Raw genomic sequence first — 19,578 nt, 5'->3', positions numbered from 1 at the left:
CCAGCAGCGAAGGACGGGAGCATGCCGTTAGTGGTGAGATCAGCAGAGAAGAAGCCGAGGTTTCCGAAAGTCGAGTAATCGCGCGATGGTCTGCCTGTCACTGGGAAAAGAGCGAGGAGCGGCGATTTGCTCAAATCCTGTTTGGTGACTTTCCAGGCATAGCGGACATAGGTGATGATACACGGCTGGCGCAAACTTGCGCGCCTGGATAGCTTATGCGTGTGCATGAGTGACCCCGGCAGCGTTGGTAGCGCTCCGGGGTCTGGCCAGTCTGGAGGGACTGACATGAACAAGCGTAGTGCTGCGCCCGGACGCGTCAAGCGCGGGGGCCTGCTGCGGGTGGTTATCTACCTGCGTGTCTCGACCGAACAGCAGGCAAAGGGATATGGTCTTAAGGTCCAGGACAAGCAATGCCGGGCGTGGCTGAATTACAAAATCGGCAAAGGCAACTACTCCATAGTCAAGGTTTTTCATGACGATGGTGTCTCCGGAAAGCTCGCCTCGCGGCCCGATTTTGATCTGATGAACGATTTGGTCCGCACTGGTGGCGCGGACATTGTTGTATTCGGAAAGCTGGACCGAATCGGTCGAACGATGATGGACATTCATCGTTGGGTGTATGACACCACCGAAATTGGTGTCCGCATTGCAACGGCGGACGGTCGTATTGATAGTACCGATGAGATGTTCGGAATCACGCTTTCTCTTTTGGCATACATGGCCGAACTTGAGCACACGTTGATTTTGGAGCGCACGTCCGCTGGGCGTGAGCAAAAGCTCTTGGCGGGTGGATGGCCATTTGGTGCGCCGCCATATGGAATCCAACTTGAAGGGAAGGGAAAGAATGCTGTTCCCGTCCTTTCGGAGTATGAAACCGAGGTTTTGCAAGAGGCTGCCAATCTTCTTGTTGACGAGAAACTGACCCGTGATGACGCGGCGGCAAAGCTGAACGTTCTTCTCTACAAGACGCCTACGGGCAAGGATTGGACGGGTGACAACCTTGGGCAGCGGCTAAAGAGTACGGCCCTTGATGGGTATGCCGAATTCAAGCTGACCCGTACTGCCGAAAACGACGATGAAGAAGACGCTGTTGAGGTCTTCCGAATTCCTGTTCCGATGCCACTGCCGGCCGAACGCGTTGTACAGTTGCGCGCCGCGCTGAATACCCGATCGTTCAAGAAAGTCAACCGGAATAACGTCTACATGCTGTCTGGGCGCATGGACTCATTTTGTGAAAGCTACTATACGGGCGGCAAGGCGGGTGACGCAGCATCCGCATATTACCGTTGCATGGGTAGCCGAAATGGTAAGGCTTGCACCTGCTCCGAACTTCCTACCACGGCGGTTGAAAGTGCTGTTTGGGCGGAAGTTGAAACTTTGCTGAGTGATGGCAGCAAGTTTGAATCTCTTATTGAGGATTGGATGGGTGGAACGCCGGAGCGTATTGCCTCTTACGAACGCCGGATTGCGCATATTGATAGGGAACTCGCCAAGGCGGCGGATAGCAAGAAGGATCAACTTCTCTCGTTGCTTTCTCAGTTGGCGGCAGCGGACGATGATGATTTTGACTTGGAAACGATTGCGAGCCTCAAGGCCGATCTTAAGGACAAGAATCGAGAGGACGTTAAAGCGCTCAGGGAGGAAAGGGAAAGAGTTACCCAGTGGCTCAAGGAAGCCAATGACCAGACAGAGCGTGCCAGGGAAATTCTGACGGCAACCCGTGAGGCTGCGCCCCGTCTTGCCACGTTCACCACGGATCAGAAGTCTGATCTCATTGACCTGCTTGACGTGCGTGTGACGGTTACTGGCAAGGGTGTGCCAATGCGGAAGGGTCTTGCCGACCCGTTGACCGAGTGGCACCGACGCACCCGACGGCCCGTTCCCGTGGGCATCACGGATGAGGAGTGGGCGCGTGTGTCGGCGCTGCTGCCCGCGTCCCGTCAGATGAGCAACACCCGGGAAGTGTTCGAAGCGATCTTGCACAAGCTCAGGACGGCGGAGCGCTGGACTGAGGTACTGGTCTCTACGGGAACGTGGAGCGCCGTCTATCGGCGTGCCAAGGCTTGGTACTCATCGGGGGCATGGGAGGCCGCTCTAGACGCGCTGGGGGTCTATGAGGGCGCGCAGGTGCCGGCCCTGATGGTTCTACCGCCCATGGTCGTCACGGGCTCTATTGACCCGAAGTTCACGGCCCTCGTGTCAGAGCTAGAAGCGGACTGCAACCACAACCACATACGGGAACAGGCTTCCCCGAGATCGTCGTCTTCGGGATGCTCCAGCCGGTGATGTTCGTGCTGCTCTTCACCTATGTGATGGGCGGTGCCATCGCCGTCCCCGGCACCTCGAACGACCCCAACGCCTACAAGCAGTACCTGATGGCCGGCATTTTCGCGCAGACCGTCACCTTCGCCACGGCGGGCGCCTCGGCCGGTATCGCCGAGGACATGACCAAGGGCCTCGTCGACCGCTTCCGCTCGCTGCCGATGGCCCGCTCCGCGGTCCTGGTCGGCCGGACCATGGCCGACCTGGTGCAGACCGCGCTGACGCTGGTGGTGCTGGCGCTGGTGGCGTTCCTGATCGGCTGGCGGGTGCACAAGGGCCTGCTGGACGCCCTCGGCGGGTTCCTGCTGCTGCTCCTGCTCGGCTACGCCTTCTCCTGGATCGGCGCGCTGATCGGCCTCTCGGTGCGCAGCCCCGAGGCGGCCACCTCGGCCGGCCTGGTCTGGCTGTTCCCGCTGACCTTCCTGTCGAACGCCTTCGTGCCGGTCAGCACCATGCCCGGCTGGCTGCAGGCGATCGCCTACTGGAACCCGTTCAGCGCCACCGTGCAGGGGGTCCGCCAGCTGTTCGGCAACCTGCCGCCGGGGCAGCACGAGACCCACTGGACGATGGAGCACGCGGTCGGCGTGTCGGTCGGCTGGTCGCTGCTGATCATCGTGCTGTTCTCCTGGCTCTCGGTACGCAAGTACCGCAGCGCCGTGGGCTGAGCCGGACAGCCGGAAGCCCGACAGCCGAAGGGCCGCCCCGGCCGGCCGACGCAGTGCGTCGGCCGGCCGGGGCGGCCCGGGTCCTGCCGCGCTCAGCCCTGGTACGGCTTGGCGGAGAGGATCTTGACGGTCGCCTTGCGGCCGTTCGGCAGCTCGTAGGTGGCGCTCTCGCCGATCCTGCAGGAGTCGATGGCACGCCCCAGCGGCGACTGCGGCGAGTAGGTCTCCAGCTCGCTGGAGGCCGCCTCGCGGGAGCCGAGCAGGAAGGTGGTGGTGTCGTCCTCGTCGCCGTCCCAGGCGACCGTGACGACCATGCCGGGGCCCACCACGCCGTTGTCGGCGGGGGCCGCGCCGACCTGGGCGCGCTCCAGGAGCTGGTTCAGCTGCCGGATGCGCAGCTCCATCTTGCCCTGCTCCTCACGGGCCGCGTGGTAGCCGGCGTTCTCCTTGAGATCGCCCTCCTCGCGGGCCGCCTCGATCTTCTGCGTGATCTCGGCGCGTGCAGGACCCGACAGGTGCTCCAGCTCGGCGCGGAGCTGATCGTACGCCTCCTGGGTGAGCCAGGTGACGTTTTCGCTGGTCTGGGTCACAGGTGCTCCTCGTAGGTACATGGAAAGAGAGGGTGGGATACAAAGCAACGCCCGCTCCCGGGGACCTGTACCCGGAAGGGGCGAAACCATGAGTTTATCAATGTCGCGGCGATCGGGGGAGTCTCGCGCCACGCGCGGCCCGTCCCGGGGACCCGCCCTACGAGGAGCAGCTGACCAGTTCGCCGGTGGTGCCGAGGGAGGTGGTCCGCAGGTTGACGATGGTGTCCCAGGTACTGAGGGCCTTGGGGACGTTCACCGTGGTCTGGCCGACGACGTTGCCGTTGGCGTCGCGCGAGCGCACCGTGCAGCTGCCGTCCTGGTCGGCGTTCTTGGTGACCTGGAGGTGGATCTGCACCTCGGACGCGGAGACCACCTGGAAGGTCTCGACCTCGCCGTTCACCGGGGAGCCCATGACGTAGACCGCGGTCAGCGCGCCCATCAGCAGCACCGCGAGGACGACCACCGCCAGGTACACCCGGTGGATCCGCCGGTCCTTCTCCGCCAGGTCCATGCCGTAGCGCCCGGTCGGCAGCGCCCGCGGCGCCGCCGGCTCGACCGCGGGGGCGGCCGTCGGCCCGGCGTCCGCGGCGGCCTGTGCGGCGGCCTCCGCGGCATCGGTCGCGGGTCCTGCCGCTGCTCCGACTCCAGTCGTACCGGTCATGGGTCCTTCGCCTCCTCTGGGGGCCACGCGGAATGAGCGCGCCGCCCAATCCGTCACTATAGAAGGAGGCATTACCGACGAAGGGCTTTGGGGCGTTGACTGAGCAGCTGCGACTGATGGCGGTACACGCGCACCCGGACGACGAGTCCAGCAAGGGCGCGGCCACCATGGCCTCGTACGTCGCGCGGGGCGTCGACGTACTGGTGGCGACATGCACGGGTGGGGAACGCGGCTCGATCCTCAACCCGAAGCTCCAGGGTGACCCCTGGATCGAGGAGAACATCCACGAGGTCCGGGCCAAGGAGATGGACGCGGCCCGCGAGATCCTGGGCGTGAAGCAGGCCTGGCTGGGCTTCGTCGACTCGGGCCTGCCCGAGGGCGACCCACTGCCGCCGCTGCCGGAGGGCTGCTTCGCACTCCAGCCGGTGGAGACGGCGACCGAACCGCTGGTCCGGCTGATCCGCGAGTTCCGTCCGCACGTGATCACCACGTACGACGAGAACGGCGGCTACCCGCACCCCGACCACATCATGACTCACACCATTTCCATGGCCGCCTTCGAGGCGGCCGGCGACCCGGACGCCTACCCCGAGGCCGGTGAGCCCTGGCAGCCGCTGAAGCTCTACTACAACCAGGGCATCTCGCTGGAGCGGATCAAGGCGCTGGACGCGGCGATGAAGGCGCGCGGCCTGGAGTCCCCGTACACGGAGTGGATCGCGCGCTGGGACGAGAGCGACCGCAAGCCCCGGGCGATCACCACCCGGGTGCCCTGCGGCGAGTACTTCGAGCTGCGGGACCGGGCGCTGCTGGCGCACGCGACGCAGATCGACCCGGACGGGCCGTGGTTCCGGATCCCGCTGGAGGTCCAGCGCGAGGTCTGGCCGACGGAGGACTACGAGCTGGCCCGTTCGCTGGTGGACACCTCGCTGCCCGAGGAGGACCTGTTCGCCGGCGTGACCGCGGACGTGGTCCCGGCCGGCTCCTGACCGGCTCCTGACCGCGCGCCCTTGCTGCGGGTTCGCTGAAGGAACGCCGGACACACCGACCCCGGTCCCCCCGCCGCCCGGCGGTGGGGGGACCATAGGGGCATGACCGCATCTCTGCACCCCGCCCTCACCATGCTCGCCCTGGACGACAACAAGGTCACCCCCGGTGTCCTGGGGTTCATCGTCTTCGCCGTGCTCGGCATCGGGACCTGGTGGATCCTGAAGGCCATGAACCGTTCGCTGGGCCGGGTCAACTTCGTCGAGGAGCCCGAGGACCCCGCAGCCAAGTAGTCGCTATTGCGTATGACTTGCAACTACATATACCCAGCTATTACCTTTTCCAAGTCGATCAGGCTCTGGAGGGGTACGTCATGGCTGGGACCATCGCACGGATACGCGGCGCGCTGAGCCGACGCGAGTGGGCGCGGATGGGGGGCATGGCCGGGTTCATCCTCGCCCTGCACGTCGCCGGCTTCTACACCCTGATCGCCATCGTCGGCCCGGCCCACTACCACGTCGGCAACCAGGTCTTCGGGCTCGGCATGGGCGTCACCGCCTACACCCTGGGCATGCGGCACGCGTTCGACGCCGATCACATCGCGGCCATCGACAACACCACCCGCAAGCTGATGGCGGACCGGCAGCGGCCGCTGTCGGTCGGGTTCTGGTTCTCGCTCGGCCACTCGTCCGTGGTCTTCGGGCTGTGCGTGCTGCTCTCGCTCGGCGTCCGTGCCCTCGCCGGACAGGTCGAGAACGGCTCCTCCACGCTCCAGCACTACACCGGCATCATCGGCACCAGCGTCTCCGGCGTCTTCCTGATGCTGATCGCGGTGATCAACCTGGTGGTGCTGGTCGGCATCGTCAAGGTGTTCCGGCAGATGCGCACCGGCGACTACGACGAGAAGCAGCTCGAAGCCCACCTGGAGAACCGGGGCCTGGTCAACCGGATCCTCCGGCCGGTGATGAAGACGATCACCAAGCCCTGGCAGATGTACCTGGTCGGACTGCTCTTCGGGCTCGGCTTCGACACCGCCACCGAGGTCTCGCTGCTGGTCCTGGCCGGTGGCGCCTCCGCCTTCGCCCTGCCCTGGTACGCCATCCTCTGCCTGCCGGTGCTGTTCGCGGCCGGGATGTCGCTGCTGGACACCATCGACGGCACCTTCATGAACTTCGCCTACGACTGGGCCTTCTCCCGTCCGGTCCGCAAGGTCTACTACAACATCACCATCACCGCGCTCGGCGTGGTGGTCGCGGTCCTCATCGGCGGCATCGAGCTGCTCGGCCTGCTGGCCCAACAACTGAACGTCACCAGCGGGGTGTTGGGCTGGATCGCGGGCATCGACCTGAACAACGTCGGCTTCGTCATCGTCGGCCTGTTCGTCGCCACCTGGGCCGTCGCGCTGCTGGTCTGGCGCTACGGCCGGGTCGAGGAGAAGTGGACCCGGCACCTGAGCGAGGCCGAGACGGCCTGAGCCCGCGCCCAGGCGGCCCGCGCCCTGCCGGGTTGCGCGTCCGGTGGGATCGTCCCAGGGTGGATTCGTGGCGAAATACCCTCGCTCGGCCTGTTCGGTCCAGCGCGTCACGTCTCTCACCTGGTAGGAGGTCGTCATGGGTATCACGCTCGACTCCACCAAGGTCGTCGGCCACAAGGTCCTCGACGTAGGTGGAAACAAGATCGGCTCGGCCGGCATGGTGTACCACGACCACACCAGCAGCCATCAGGACTGGGTCATGGTCAAGGGCGGTCTGCTGGGCGGCCGGACCCACTTCGCCCCGCTCTCCGGCGCGAGCATGGTCGCGGACGACGTTCGCCTCGCCTACGACAAGGCGATGATCGACAGCGCTCCCGAGATGGACGGCAACCGGCAGCTGTCGGCCGAGGAGGAGCTGGCCCTCTACCAGCACTACGGTCTCGGCGGCACCGCGGGCAACGGCTCCAGCGGCCTCGGCGCGGCCACGGTCGCGGGCTCGACCATGGCGTCGACCACCGCCACGGCCACCGCCTCGGCCCCGACCCGCGCGCGCGAGATGCGCGGCACGGAGAACGGCTACCTGACCCGGTCCGAGGAGCGGATGCGCGTCGCCACCGAGCGGGTCGAGACTGGCCATGCCCGGCTGCACAAGTATGTGACGACCGAGCAGGTCAACCAGACCGTGCCGGTGACCCACGAGGAGGTCCGGGTCGAGCGCGAGCAGATCGTGGCCGGCTCGCCGGAGGCGGCCCGGATCACCGCGGACTTCGCCGAGGCCGACCAGGACGTGGTGCTGCACGCGGACCGCACCGTGGTCAGCAAGGAGACCGTCCCGGTGGAGCGGGTCCGGATGCGGGTCGAGGAGGTCACCGAGAACGTGACCGTGAGCGACCAGGTCCGGGTCGAGCACATCGACTTCGAGAACGAGGACCCCGAGTCCGCCACCGCCAAGGGCGCGGAGATGCGGACGGCCACGGAGATGCGGACCGGCACCATGAAGCCCGGCACCACCGCCAGTGACTGGTCGGGGACCAAGCCCGGCACGACCGCCCGCGACTGGGACGGCACCTCCGGCACCGCCTGAGCGCCCCCCACCGCTACCCCGGTGCCCCGGCCCCCAGTCGGGCCGGGGCACCGGCGCGCGTCGGCCCGCCGTTGCCCCAGCCGCTCGATCGGATGTGACGGGCGCCGCAGGCCTTCGTTCGGGGCGCCAGCTTCGGGTCAGCCCTTTCCCACTGCATCGCGTAAGGCGTGGTGCCCAGCGACATGACTCACGACGCCTGCCCGTCGGCTGAGCTGTCAGCTTCAAGCTGTTTGAGCCTGGAATGCCAGGATTCAATGTCGTCGCCGGAGGCGCGTGCTGCTTCGATCGCCATCCGTGCGATCTGGACCCGGGTGTCAGGGAACATCCTGATCGTCCAGGACTCGTTCTCGTTCCGCCAGAGGTAACCCGGAACGGGCCCCGACAGCTCGATCCCCTCCCACACCGCCTCCGCAATGGCCAGCGCCTCCTTGGGCGAGCGCAGAAGCAGACTGCACAGCATTTTGTTGCACGCGTTGATGGCTGGCTGGTCGTAGGACATCCTGGCTGCCACCGAGAGGTAGCGCATCGCTGCTCGCGGATCATCCGGGATGAGCGAGAACCCGAGGTTGTTGCGCGCAGAGGCATCTTCCGGGGAGAGCTTCACGATGATTCGAAAAGTTGCCGTGGCGGAACGCCGGTGGCCTGCCTTCAGCAGCTGCAGCGCCTGGATTGCCAGCAGTTCGGCCGTCTCCCTGTCGCCGGAATCAGCCTTATTGAGTGCAACGCGGCCGGCGATCTCCGCGTTGACGGCGTCCGGTGGGATCCGGCGCAGCGAGGTGATTTCATCCCGGAACGAGTACGGGGCATCGCCGTGCAGCCACCTGTACTCGCACAGGAGTGATTCCAGTTCCCAATCGGCAAGATAGGTCTCAGCAAGACGATCTGATATCCACCGGTACTGCTTCTCGATGTCACCGTCAAGGCCGTGGGTCGATTCATCGACCTCGTCGAACTCGGACTGGCTCGGACACCGCCAGTCGATCAGGTCATCGATCGATGCCAGACGGATCCAGGAACCGACCCGAGCTGCCCATTCATGCGTTGCTTCCATCATCTTCTCAAGGAAGTCCTTCCCGTGGCCCTCGAACCTTCCTATCGGACACAGCTCGGACCACTCATGAATTTCGCGCGGCAGATCCTTGGCTTCGACCAAGGACGCCTCGTGCGGTGCGGCAATGGCCTCCGTGCCGGCCAGGGTCGCAATAATCTCGAGCAGGCGGGGGAGAGTCGTCAACGCGGCAATGAACTCGGACAGCCGAACGCCGAGGCCGTAGCGGAGAAATCCATGGCCGTCCAGTCCTCGCTCCGAAAGCGTGGCTACACACTCCACTAAGCGCGCGCGAGTGCCTGCCGGCTCCGCCCGCTCGGACGGCGGCGTCAGAAGCGACACCCGCGCGTAGCGCACAAGGCTGACCGTGCTCCAGGTCGTCGGGGACGACCCGGGGGCCTCCCGCATGAGGATCACCCCGGCATCAAACGGTCTACCAGCGTCTTCTTCCAAGGTGACCCCTTCCGGACACGGCTCGTCGGCCCCAATCGGACCATGGCGAGCCCTCTGCTCGCCACTTGACAATCAGGATCCTGCATAGGATCCTGATCATACAACGAGAGAGGAGGCGACGTGAGCAGCGGCGATGTGATCTTCCAGTCGACTGATCTGGCCCAACGTCGCACCGAGTTTCTTGAGGCGGCGCGTAGCGGTATGGCACGTCTGCGGGACAAGGATGGAACCAGCCTGGTCATGGTTCCCGAGAGCCACTTGCAACTGCTTCTCGAGCTGCGTAAATGGTCCTCGGTGAGCACCCGGCTGGAACGCTACCTGTCACGGCCTGACTTCAAGCCGACCGTTCAGAGTCTCGGTGATCTGGCCTGGCTGCGAGTCTTCGACTGTGAAGATCTGCGTGAATTTGCAGACGAGCTGAACGACGCCATTATCGCTGCGGACAGTGATAATGACCTCGCGGTCCTCGAGCAGTGCCTGCATGCCTGGAAGGCCACGGCCCGCCAGCTTGAGGATCCGCTGCGTCGGAGCGTACTTCTGACCAGGGGTATTGCACTTGACCTGGTTGAGATCGACCCGCCTTCGGTCTCGCCAGAGGTGTGACCTTGACGCCGCACAGCGCATACCAGCCCTATGAGCCGGCCAGGCGGCCCGGTGGGCGCCCCGAAGAGATCCCTGCCTTTCGCATCCTCATTCATCGGCAGTTCAAGCACCATTATGCTGAACTGGCATCGAGGGTGGGGATCCAGCAGGCACAGCAATTTTGGGACCATATTTCCCAGACGCCAGGAAAGCCTAGTCCCGTGGCGAGCATCACGATCCTCCGCGGTAAGGCGGGCAAGCCCCTGGCTGACGGCTGGTCAAGAACGCACCACTATGAGTTGACCGGTGCGGCTCGCGCCGACTACCAGTACTGCCATGACTACCGGACGTCCAATGAGGGGGATCCGCACCCGGTTGTGGCAATCTTGACGCTGAACTATTCCAGTCACTGAATACCTGGGGGAGAAAGTGAAGCCTCTATAGCCAGTTTCAGACCTCGGCGAACTCGGTAATCCCCGAGTTCGCCTTTTTCTGTTGCGTGAGATACTGCCGAAGGTCGCCACCGTCATTCTAGAGCGTCGCGGCCGTTCTCCGCAGCCGTTTCTGCATTCGATCACCGAGAGGATAGACTGTTTGTAGCGCATAGGTGCTGGCGCCGATTTCGGTGCCCGAAACAATAGGGAGTACGGCCAGTGCATCAGATAGCCTCCATTCTCTTGACCTGCGGCTACATGTGGGGATCCTCCCTGTGTTCTCTGTTGCTCTGACCGCATAGCCGAGTCGGGGCGGCACTGTTTTCGGTCGCCGTCCCGATCTGGTAGTCCATATGAAGGGGTTCCCGGTGACTGTCCTCAGCTCCCGGATCTCCCGGTGAATCCGTGTCACCACAGCACTAGCCAGTGGCGCGCAGCTGTTCGAGGCGGCTCCGCAAGAGGCCGGCATGTGGCACGCCCATCCTGTCGAACAGGCCGAGGGCTCTCGTGTAGAAAGTGGTGGCTGTGTCGATGTCGTGCAGCTTCAGGACCGTGTCGGCAAGTCCCTCGATGGCCTGTGCCCCCTCAAGTGCGGTGCCCAGTTGCCGGGCCAACTCCAGGGCCGCGCGGTCTGCGGCCAGTGCGGCCAAGTGGTCTCCGGCGGCGCGGTGGGTCGAAGCGATGCCGAGCAGTGCCTTCTGTCGGCTGTGATGATTATTGGTCCGTGTAGATATCTGCTCGGCCAACGCGAACGTCGTACGAGCGTCTTCGTACCTTTGCAGGCCTTGGAAGGTGAGACCCATGCTGATGAGCGAGTCGCTTTCCGAGCGAGGGTCCCGGAGGTCTCGAAACGTCTCGACCGCCCGGTTGAGGTACGCCAATGCCTGAGTATGGTCGCCTGTTTCCCGGAGAGAGTTTCCCAGATTCTCGTAGAGATTCCCGAGCTCCTGTCTCCCGCCTATTCGCCGCACCAATGAAAGAGATTCCTCATAACATTTCAGGGCCGCCTCGTGGCGCTCGAGCTGGGTGTACGTCCTTCCGATGTTATTGAGAGCCCAGGCCTGCCCGTGCTTATCTCCAATGCTTTGCTCCAGTCGGTACATCGACTGGAAGCGGGCAAGGGATTCGTGGAATCTCCCGGATTGCCCCAGGGCGATTCCCATGAGATTGCTGACCTCGGCCTCACCCCGAGCGTTGCCCAACTGCCTGTGCAGGGCCAATGCCTCGTCGAGGTCGCGGAGCGCCTCCTGAGGATGGTCGGAAATCAGCTTCACCCGGGCAACCTGGAACAGGGCTTGGGCCTGCCCCGCCTGGTCCGCCTGGGAGCGGCTGAGGTCGAGGGCCTTCGTTCCATGGTGAAGCGCTTCGGCATGGGAGCCCAGCGACCACAGTGCGGAAGCCCGGTCCACCAGTATCTGGGCTCGCGCGACTGGGTCCCCCCGATCGCCCCAGGCGTCGTACGCCGCTTCGTGGAGACTGTCGGCAATCTGCCAGGTTCCCCAGTTGTACAGGGACTTCGCGAGGACATGGGGAAAGAAGCGGGCGTGCTCGTGGGAATTGTCTACGGCAGCCTGGGCGACAGCCAGGAGATTTGACCTCTCGACGTCCAGCCATGCCTCTGCCTCGTCTGCCCCGGAGAACCTGGCGAACAACTCGCTCTGCCCCGACACTGGGATCTTCAGACGTCGGCGGCCTGGATGGGCCAGTCGGTCAGCTGCGTCTGCGACGCCGAGATAGTAGTCGAGCAGCCTGGACAGAGATGAGCGCAGGGCGACTGCGGTCTCCTCGCGCAGGGCTGCCTGGTGCATGAAACTCCGCACCAGGTCGTGGAAGAAGTACCGGTCCTTCATCGACTCTTCGAGCATATGTCCGTCAAGTAGCTCGTCGAGGCTGCGGCGAACGCTTGCGAAGCCCCTTCCATCCAGCGCGGTGGCCGTCCGCAGGGTGAGATCAGGACCGGGGTGGAGGGTCAGGAGACGCAGCAGTCGGCGTTCCGCCGCCCCCAACTCCTTGTAGCAGAGGTCGAATGAGCTGTTGATCGTCTTGAGGGTCCCGTGCCCTCCCGGTTGAGCGGACAGCTGGCGGAGCTGGTCGGCGAGATCGCTCACGTCCCAGGCAGTCCGATGCCGGAAGCGGTTGGCGGTCAACTGGATGGCGAGAGCCAGCCTGCCGCAGAGGTGTACCACGTGGCGGACCCCTGTGACGTCTTTGGAGCGGGAGCGCCCGACGATGCGGGTGAACAGTTCCACCGCCTCGGTCTCCGACAGGACGTCGAGGGGGATCAGCCGGGAGCCCTCCAACTCGGCCAGCCAGTGGCGGCTGGTGACGATGACACAGCAGCCGGAGTTCCCGGGCAGCAACGGGCGCACCTGCGCGGCATCCTGGACGTCGTCGAGCACCAGCAGGGCGCGGCGGTGCGACATCTGTTCGCGCCAGAGTGACGAGCGGCCGTCCTGGTCCCCGGGCATGGAGCCCGCCGGAGTGCCGACCAGGGTCAGCAGTGTGGTCAGGGTGTCAGCCGGTTCGGCTGCTGCTTCTCGCCCGTGGCGATGGAGGTCGACGTAGAGGACGCCGTCCGGGTAGCTGGCCCGGAGCTGGTGGGCGGCGTGGACAGCGAGGGCTGTCTTCCCGCAGCCGGGCATGCCGTGTATGACGATCAGTGGCAGTGCGGAGCTGGGCGCAGCGGCGGAGAGCAGGATCGCCAACTCACCCTTGCGGCCGGTGAAGTCCGGGATGTCGCGGGGGAGGTTGTCCGGGCCATGGCGGGGAACGGCCGGCTGCGCAGTCGGATCCAGGGCCGCGGCCGGTTCCGGGGTCGGGGTCGGGGCGTGGAGGGTCGGGTCGCTCTGCAGGACGCGTTGGTGCAGTTGGTCGAGGGCGGGGCCGGGGGCGAGGCCGAGTTCGTCGCGGAGCCGGGTGCGGGCCTGTCGGTAGACGGCCAGCGAGTCGCCCTGCCGGCCGCTGCGGAACAGGGCCAGCATCAGGTCCAGCACCACCGGCTCGGCTATCGGCTGACGTGCCACCAGCTCGACCAGTTCGCCCACGAGCTCACTGTGCCGGCCGAGCCCCAGCTCCAGGTGCACGCGCTGTTCCTGGGCCGCGCGGCGCTCCTCCGCCAGTCGGTGGCGCAGGGTCGCCGCCCAGGCGTTGCCGAAGTCCGACAGGGCCTCGCCCCGCCACAGTGACTCGGCCTCGCGGAGCCGGTCCACCGCCCGCTCGGCCTCGCCGGAGCGGGCCAGCTCCCGCGCCTGGCTGTGCAGGTGGCGGAATCTCAGTAGGTCCACGGTGTCCGCGTCGACCTCCAGCCGGTAGGCGCGGGTGGAGGAGTTGAGCCGGACCAGGTCGCCGACCTCGGCGCGGAGCCGGTGGCGCAGCCGCGAGAGGTAGCTCTGGACCGTCACCGACCCGCTCGGCGGGGGATCGCCGTCCCAGAGCCGGTCGAGCAGGGTGTCCATCGGAACGGGGGCGCGCGCGGCGCACAGCAGGATGGCGAGCAGGGTGCGCTCCTTGGGCGAACCGAGCTTGACCTGCCGACCTTCGACAATCAGCTCCATGGACCCGAGTAACCGGAATTCCACCAGCGACTTCCCTCCGCGCCGGTCGACTCTATGGTGTTTTGATCACGAGCTTTTGATCACTCTGATTCGCATTCGAGCATTGCGGGTCGATATTGACATGTTCCGATCGTAAGCAACAGGGCACGTGGCTTTACGGCTTCGACAAGTCTTTTGCAAGCGGCTTGCAAGCCGAACGTCCAAGGGGCCGGGCAAGCCCTCGACGACGGCCGCGTACCGGTCGCGGCTCGGCAGGGCAACGGGGGCGAGGGAGTCGCATGCTTGATGTGAGTTGGCGGCAGGTTCCGGTTCGGCTGGACGCTCAGCGCTGGGCGACCTGGCAGGGGAAGCGCACGGTCCTGGTCGTGGTGCACACGGTGACCACGGGTCAGCGGCTGCTCGACGTGGTGGACCTGCTCGCGGACGACCTGCGGGTGCAGGTGATCTTCACGATGGCCCCGGACGTGTTCAGCAACGGGGTCCCGGCCTTCCTGGCCGGGCTCAGGGCCGTGGTGCTGCCCTGGGAGCAGGCCGTGGAGACCCGCTTCGACCTGGCCCTCGCCGCCTCCTACGGGGGGATCCACCAACTGCACGCGCCGGTGGTGGTGCTGCCGCACGGGGCCGGCTACAACAAGTTCGTCAGCGAGGGACGCCCCTCCGGGGCCGCGCACCGGCGCGGCACCTACGGCCTGGGGCGGCAGTGGCTGGTACGCGACGGTGCGCTGGTCCCCGCCGCGCTCGTGCTCTCGCACCGGGAGGACCTGGTCCGCCTCGGCCGGGACTGCCCGGAGGCGGTGCCGGTGGCGGCGGTCGTCGGCGACCCCTGCTACGACCGCATCCGGCAGAGCCTGCCGGAGCGCGCGCTCTACCGCGCGGCGCTGGGGGCGCAGTCGAACCAGCGCGTGGTGGTGGTGTCGTCCACCTGGGGACCGCACTCGCTGCTGGCTCAGTCCTCGGCGCTGCTGGGCCGGCTGCTGGCCGAACTCCCGGTCCGGGAGTACCGGGTGGCGCTGCTGCTGCACCCCAACGCGTGGAGCGCGCACGGCGAGTGGCAGGTCAACTCCTGGCTCTCCGCGCTGCGCCGGGCCGGGCTCGCGGTGGTGAGCCAGCACGCGGACTGGCGCGGGGTACTGGTGGCCGCCGACCACATCATCGGCGACCACGGCTCGACCACGCTCTACGGGGCCGCCACCGGCGCGTCCATCCTGCTGGCCGGATACTCGGCGAGCGACACCGACCCGGCTTCGGTGATGGGCGAGCTGGGCACGGTCGCGCCGCGCCTCGACCCCGACCGCCCGCTGCTGAAGCAGCTCGAACGCAGCGTCCGCGCCTGCCGGCGCGAGGACCTGGAGCGGGTCGCCGCGAGGATCTCCTCGGAGCCGGGCCGGTTCGCCCGCAACATGCGGGTGCTGATGTACCGCCGGATGCGGCTGCGCCCGGTGGGAGCGTGCCCACCCGGCGAACCGGCCGGGCTGCCGGTGCTCGTCCAGGCGCAGCCGACCCTGGGGTCGCGGTCGTGACCGCCGTGACGGTGGCGGTGGCCACGCGGGTCAGGCCCGGACGGCGGGGTACGGCGGAGGTCGTGTCCGTGCTGTTCGCTGCGGGCGGGGCCCGGGGGAGCGGGTTCGCCGAGGCGGCGTTCGGGGCGGAGCCCCCGGCCGGGGTGCTGCTCGACCGGCACCTGGCGGCCGTCGCCGGAGACCCCGCGCCCTGGCCGCAGTTGGCCGACGTACTGGTCGGCGAGCGGCTGCCGTACGGCTCGGTGCGGGACGCCGTCCGGGCGCTCGACCGGAGTCGGCGCGACTGCCCGGGGGCGCTGGTGACGGCCGTGCCCTGGGGCGCACGGCACTGTGCGTTCCGGCTCGGCGCCGGGGCCCTGCTCCTCGCCCAGGTGCGTGACCGGCGTGCCCCGGGGCCCTGGCCGGCGCTGGCCTCGTTGCTCCACGCCTGGTCGGTGGCGGGGCTGCTGAGCACGCCGACCGAGGTGCGCTGGGTGCCGGCGTCCGGTGGCGCGGGCTCGACGGTGCGGATCCGGGCCGTGGCCCCGCCGCCTCAGCCGGGCGGGTCGAGCCGGTCGAGCCGCTGCCGGAGCGAGTCCGGGGGCTGGAGGGAGAGCGCCTGCCACAGCCGGACGGCCTCGGCGTAGCGCTCGCGGGCGAGCGGGGGCTGCCCGCGCAGCTCCGCCGCCTCGCCCAGCGCCTCCAGGGCCAGCGCCTCCTCGCGGCCCGCGCCCGTCCGGTGCAGCTCGGCGCGCGCTCCGAGCAGGGTCTCCTCGGCCAGGTCGGGGGTGCCGAGACCCAGACGGGCGCGTCCGAGCAGTACCTCGGCCCGGGCCGCGTTGTAGGGGTCGAGCTCCTCCAGCAGTAACTGCCGGGCTGATTCAGCCAGTTCGGCGGCCCGGCCGAAGTCGGCGAGGGTGAGCGAGATGCTCGACCGGTTCAGCTGGGCCAGAGCTCCCGCCCTCGGGTCGCCGTGGCGCCGGCACAGGACGGCGGCCTGCTCGAAGGCGTCGGCGGCCTCCGGCAGCCGACCGAGCCGCTGGTAGGCCAGCCCCCGGTAGTTGAAGGTGCGGGCGTGGCCCAGGCCGTCGCCGCTCTGCTGGAGGATGGCGGCGGCCTCCTCGAACATGGCCAGCGCGCGGGTGTGCTCCGCGACGCCGAGCTCGCCGAAGCCGCCCGAGCTGAGCATCCTGGCCTCGGCGGCGCGGTCGCCGCAGCTCCTGGCGGCGGCGAGGCCCTCGGCGTGGGCCTCGCGCCAGTCCTCGTAGTACTTGCGGCGGATGAACAGCGGCCACATCGCGTCCACCAGCTGCCAGGCGAGCGCCGGCAGTCCGATCCGGCGGGCGGTGCGCACCGCCGCCATCAGGTTGCCGCGCTCCGCCTCCAGCCAGGCCATTGCCCGTCCGACGTCGCCGCCCAGGTCCGGCGCCGGTACCGGCTGGGGCCCCAGCTCCCTCGGCAGGGACCGGTGGTGCGGGTCGAGCACCTCCTCGGCCAGGGTGGCGCCGACCAGGTGGAAGTCGAGGATGCGGCGGCAGGCGGCCGAGCGGACGTCGGGGGAGTCACGTTCGGCTTCCGCCGAGGCGTGCAGCCGGACCAGGTCGTGGAACCGGTACCGCTCGACTCCGACCTCGGAGAGCAGGCTGGCCTCGACCAGGGTGTCGAGCAGCCCGGCGGCATCGGTCGGACCGGTGACCGGGTCCGCCAGCGCCGCCGCCGCGAGGCCGCTGCCGAACTCCGGTCCGGGGTGCAGGCCGAGCCGGCGGTAGAGCAGGGCGGCGGGTTCGGGCAGGGCCCGGTAGGAGATGTCCAGGGCGGACCGCACCGCGTGGTCGCCCCGGATGGCGAGGACGTCCAGGCGGTCCTGCTCCCGGGTCAGCGCCTGCACCATGGAGGTGATCAGCCGCTTGGGCCGCGCCGCCAGCAGGGCGCCGGCGACCCGGACCGCCAGCGGCAGCCCGTCGCAGAGATCCACCAACTCCATGGCGGCAGTCGGCTCCTGGAGCACCCGGTGGTCGTTCAGGGTGGACGCCAGCAGGGTGACGGCGTCCTCCCGGGCCAGGGGCTCCAGCTGGAGTGCGGTGAACCCGTCGACCGTCAGACCGGTCAGCTGCGTCCGGCTGGTGACCACCGCGATCCCGGGAGCGCTCGGCAGCAGCGGTCTGACCTGGGCCGCCGTGGCGGCGTCGTCCAGCAGCACCACCAGCCGCCGACCGGCGGTCAACGAGCGGTAGGTGGCCACCCGTTCGTCCACCGCCGTGGGAATGCGCTCCGGGGCGACCCCCAGCGCCCGCAGGAACCGTCCCAGCACCTCGCCCGGCCGCAGCGGGCTCTCCTGGCCGTGGGCACCGAGGTCGGCGTACAGCTGGCCGTCCGGGCAGTCGTCGCGGACGCGGTGCAGCCAGGACACGGCCAGCACGGTCTTCCCCACGCCGCCGAGGCCGCTGAGCGTCACCAGGGTCGGCGCGCCGAGCTGCTCGGCCCGGCTCCGGGCCGCTTCCAGGACGTCGAGCTCGGCCAGTCGGCTGGTCAGCCGGACCGGTGGCGGGAGCTCCCAGGGGACCGGCGGCGTGTCCCGAGCCGCCTCGGTGATGTGGATGCCGCCGTGCACCGTCCCGGCCTGGACGCTCACCCCCTCGACCGGCCCGCTGATGTGGTTGCGGGTATGGGTGCCTTGCGGCGCTCCTTCGGCGTCCTGGCCTGAGGCGTGCACGGATCCCCCGATGTCCGGTCGACAGCTTTTGAGCAGATCGGCCGCACTTTGTCCTGCGGCTTGCTCGCCCTGTTCCCGGATATGTCCATGAACACTCATGGGCTGAGGGGATCAGCCGGGGAGTTGGTTGGTGGAGGCAGCCTGCGGACTTGTCCCGATTTCCGGGACAAGTGCGGCCCAGGAGCTCGGCTGCTCGGCTGCGTACGCGACGAACGCCGCCCGGGCATCGGGGGTGATGGCCGACGCGGGTCCGGCAGCCTGCCGCCGGCGCAGCCCTGCGAGGCTTCCTCGCTCGACGGCGGGTCGGGTCGCGGAGGCGCGCTGGTCGCGGCTCCCGCCCGGGCCCGGGGCGCGCACCCCCGCGCCTGCGGAATCGGCAGAACAGTCTGGTTCGAGCTCGAATCGGGGACCGACGAGGTTGATTTCGACCACGCGTCGGACGCACCGGTTCGCGCGGGGACCGCCCCGTCCACGATCGCAATGACCACGCACCGCTCCGCAGGATCCGACGCTGGAATGTCCCCTTTGGTCCATCCTGGCCTGGTAGCCTCCGGCCTGCCGAACACCAATCTCTTACCTTCGAGCAGGATGTGCCTCCGTGATACCCACCGGTCCCGCCCCGGGTCATGACCCGGCAGCGATCGCGGCCGACATCGAGCGGCGGATCGCCGACGGGGTGTACCGCCCCGAGCAGAAGCTGCCCAGCGAGCAGGCGCTCGCGGAGGAGTACGCCACGACCCGGGCCCGGGTCCGCACCGCGCTGGCGGCGCTGGCGCGGCGGGGTGTGCTGGTGTCGCGGCCCAACTCGGGCTGGCTGGTCCAGGTCGGGCACCGGGCGCAGACGGTGGGGGAGCTGCGCGCGTTCTCGCGCTGGGCCGCCGAGCAGGGGCGCGAGTCCAGCGGCCGGATCGTGCGCCGCGAGCTCGGCGGCGCGTCCGCGCGGGAGGCCCGGCTGCTCGGCATCGGCCTGGGGGAGCAGGTGCTGCGCTTCACCCGGGTGCGGCTGCTGGACCGGCGGGCGGTGATGGTCGAGCGGTCGACCTGGGCGCCGTGGGTGATCCCGGTCATCGAGGCGCTGCCGGACGACGCGCCGTCGGTCTTCGGCGCGCTGGAGGCGGCCGGGGTGCGGGCCGTCCTCGGGGACCACCGGATCGAGGCGGTCGCCGCCTCCAGTGACGACGCCCGGCTGCTGGGCCTCCGGCGCTCCAGCCCGCTGCTGCAGATCAGCCGCACCACGGCGACCCGGGGCGGGCGGATGGTCGAGGTGGCGGTCGACCGCTACGTGTCCGACGTGGCGGCCTTCGACGTCCGGGCCGGGGACGTCGCGCGGACGCTGCTGCCACCGCGCGAATGACCGACTGAGCGTCGGGGGCGGCCGAATACGGCCCACTGCGCGCAGTCGGCGATCGAATCCGGGGCCCCGGGCTCCGAATCGACGGGTCGTCGGGCCGCGTTCACAGAACATTCACTCGCAGCGCTTCTGATCTGAACTGCCTTCTCCCGACAGTTCACCCG

At 67.9% G+C, this 19,578-nt stretch carries 15 protein-coding genes and 1 pseudogene; 11 read left to right on the top strand and 5 right to left on the bottom strand.

Going from position 1 to position 19,578, the window contains the following annotated elements; translation table 11 throughout:
- Positions 1–174: 174 nt before the first annotated feature.
- Positions 175–2,286: a recombinase family protein gene (locus BS75_RS46495; protein ID WP_081982365.1), complete on the top strand. Its 2,112-nt coding sequence runs from the start codon at positions 175–177 to the stop codon at positions 2,284–2,286.
- Positions 2,241–2,987: pseudogene (locus BS75_RS16205) on the top strand (ABC transporter permease); the annotation flags it as partial. The gene BS75_RS46495 and the pseudogene BS75_RS16205, both read left to right, overlap by 46 nt.
- A gap of 92 nt (positions 2,988–3,079) precedes the next feature.
- On the opposite strand, the gene greA reads toward BS75_RS16205, so the two are convergent.
- Positions 3,080–3,577 (bottom strand): transcription elongation factor GreA, encoded by a 498-nt coding sequence (gene greA / locus BS75_RS16200; RefSeq protein ID WP_034088736.1) that lies wholly within the window; start codon positions 3,575–3,577, stop codon positions 3,080–3,082.
- Between the two features lie 157 nt (positions 3,578–3,734).
- Complete coding sequence (locus BS75_RS46490) at positions 3,735–4,238, bottom strand: DUF4307 domain-containing protein (RefSeq protein WP_052069463.1); 504 nt, start codon at positions 4,236–4,238, stop codon at positions 3,735–3,737.
- Positions 4,239–4,333: 95 nt separating this feature from the next.
- Between BS75_RS46490 and mca the strand changes: the two genes are divergently transcribed.
- From mca to BS75_RS16175, 4 genes are all read left to right on the top strand, one after another.
- Positions 4,334–5,224 carry a mycothiol conjugate amidase Mca gene (gene mca / locus BS75_RS16190; RefSeq protein WP_034088735.1) on the top strand — a complete coding sequence of 297 codons (891 nt, stop codon included), beginning with the start codon at positions 4,334–4,336 and terminating at the stop codon, positions 5,222–5,224.
- A gap of 102 nt (positions 5,225–5,326) precedes the next feature.
- Positions 5,327–5,515, top strand: coding sequence for a hypothetical protein (locus BS75_RS16185; protein WP_034088734.1), 189 nt, complete (start codon positions 5,327–5,329; stop codon positions 5,513–5,515).
- Positions 5,516–5,595: 80 nt separating this feature from the next.
- Positions 5,596–6,696, top strand: coding sequence for a Nickel transporter NicT (gene nicT, locus BS75_RS16180; protein ID WP_152645993.1), 1,101 nt, complete (start codon positions 5,596–5,598; stop codon positions 6,694–6,696).
- A gap of 136 nt (positions 6,697–6,832) precedes the next feature.
- Positions 6,833–7,780, top strand: a complete 948-nt coding sequence (locus tag BS75_RS16175) for a YsnF/AvaK domain-containing protein (RefSeq protein ID WP_052069462.1) — start codon at positions 6,833–6,835, stop codon at positions 7,778–7,780.
- A gap of 187 nt (positions 7,781–7,967) precedes the next feature.
- Here the strand turns inward: BS75_RS16175 and BS75_RS16170 are convergent, their stop codons facing one another.
- The gene (locus BS75_RS16170; RefSeq protein ID WP_152645992.1) at positions 7,968–9,281 is read right to left on the bottom strand and encodes a hypothetical protein; all 1,314 of its coding nucleotides are present in this window, start codon (positions 9,279–9,281) and stop codon (positions 7,968–7,970) included.
- A gap of 120 nt (positions 9,282–9,401) precedes the next feature.
- Here BS75_RS16170 and BS75_RS16165 point away from each other — a divergent pair, with 120 nt between their 5' ends.
- Positions 9,402–9,884 (top strand): hypothetical protein, encoded by a 483-nt coding sequence (locus BS75_RS16165; protein WP_034088732.1) that lies wholly within the window; start codon positions 9,402–9,404, stop codon positions 9,882–9,884.
- Positions 9,885–9,886: 2 nt separating this feature from the next.
- Positions 9,887–10,276, top strand: a complete 390-nt coding sequence (locus BS75_RS48180) for a hypothetical protein (protein ID WP_152645991.1) — start codon at positions 9,887–9,889, stop codon at positions 10,274–10,276.
- 440 nt (positions 10,277–10,716) lie between these two features.
- Here BS75_RS48180 and BS75_RS16160 read toward each other — a convergent pair whose 3' ends face one another.
- The gene (locus BS75_RS16160; RefSeq protein WP_034093158.1) at positions 10,717–13,851 is read right to left on the bottom strand and encodes an AfsR/SARP family transcriptional regulator; all 3,135 of its coding nucleotides are present in this window, start codon (positions 13,849–13,851) and stop codon (positions 10,717–10,719) included.
- Between the two features lie 278 nt (positions 13,852–14,129).
- On the opposite strand from BS75_RS16160, the gene BS75_RS16155 reads away from it, so the two are divergent.
- Positions 14,130–15,371: a hypothetical protein gene (locus BS75_RS16155; protein WP_034088731.1), complete on the top strand. Its 1,242-nt coding sequence runs from the start codon at positions 14,130–14,132 to the stop codon at positions 15,369–15,371.
- Positions 15,372–15,433: 62 nt separating this feature from the next.
- Complete coding sequence (locus BS75_RS48175) at positions 15,434–15,997, top strand: hypothetical protein (protein ID WP_156164257.1); 564 nt, start codon at positions 15,434–15,436, stop codon at positions 15,995–15,997.
- On the opposite strand, the gene BS75_RS16150 is transcribed toward BS75_RS48175, so the two are convergent.
- Positions 15,904–18,063: an ATP-binding protein gene (locus tag BS75_RS16150; RefSeq protein WP_231607790.1), complete on the bottom strand. Its 2,160-nt coding sequence runs from the start codon at positions 18,061–18,063 to the stop codon at positions 15,904–15,906. The two genes, BS75_RS48175 and BS75_RS16150, sit on opposite strands and share 94 nt — an antisense overlap.
- A gap of 598 nt (positions 18,064–18,661) precedes the next feature.
- Here BS75_RS16150 and BS75_RS16145 point away from each other — a divergent pair.
- Positions 18,662–19,417: a GntR family transcriptional regulator gene (locus BS75_RS16145; RefSeq protein WP_052069460.1), complete on the top strand. Its 756-nt coding sequence runs from the start codon at positions 18,662–18,664 to the stop codon at positions 19,415–19,417.
- Positions 19,418–19,578 lie beyond the last annotated feature (161 nt).

Source organism: Streptacidiphilus albus JL83 (genome assembly GCF_000744705.1).
GTDB lineage: Bacteria > Actinomycetota > Actinomycetes > Streptomycetales > Streptomycetaceae > Streptacidiphilus > Streptacidiphilus albus.
This window is presented reverse-complemented; position numbering and strand designations above follow the sequence as displayed.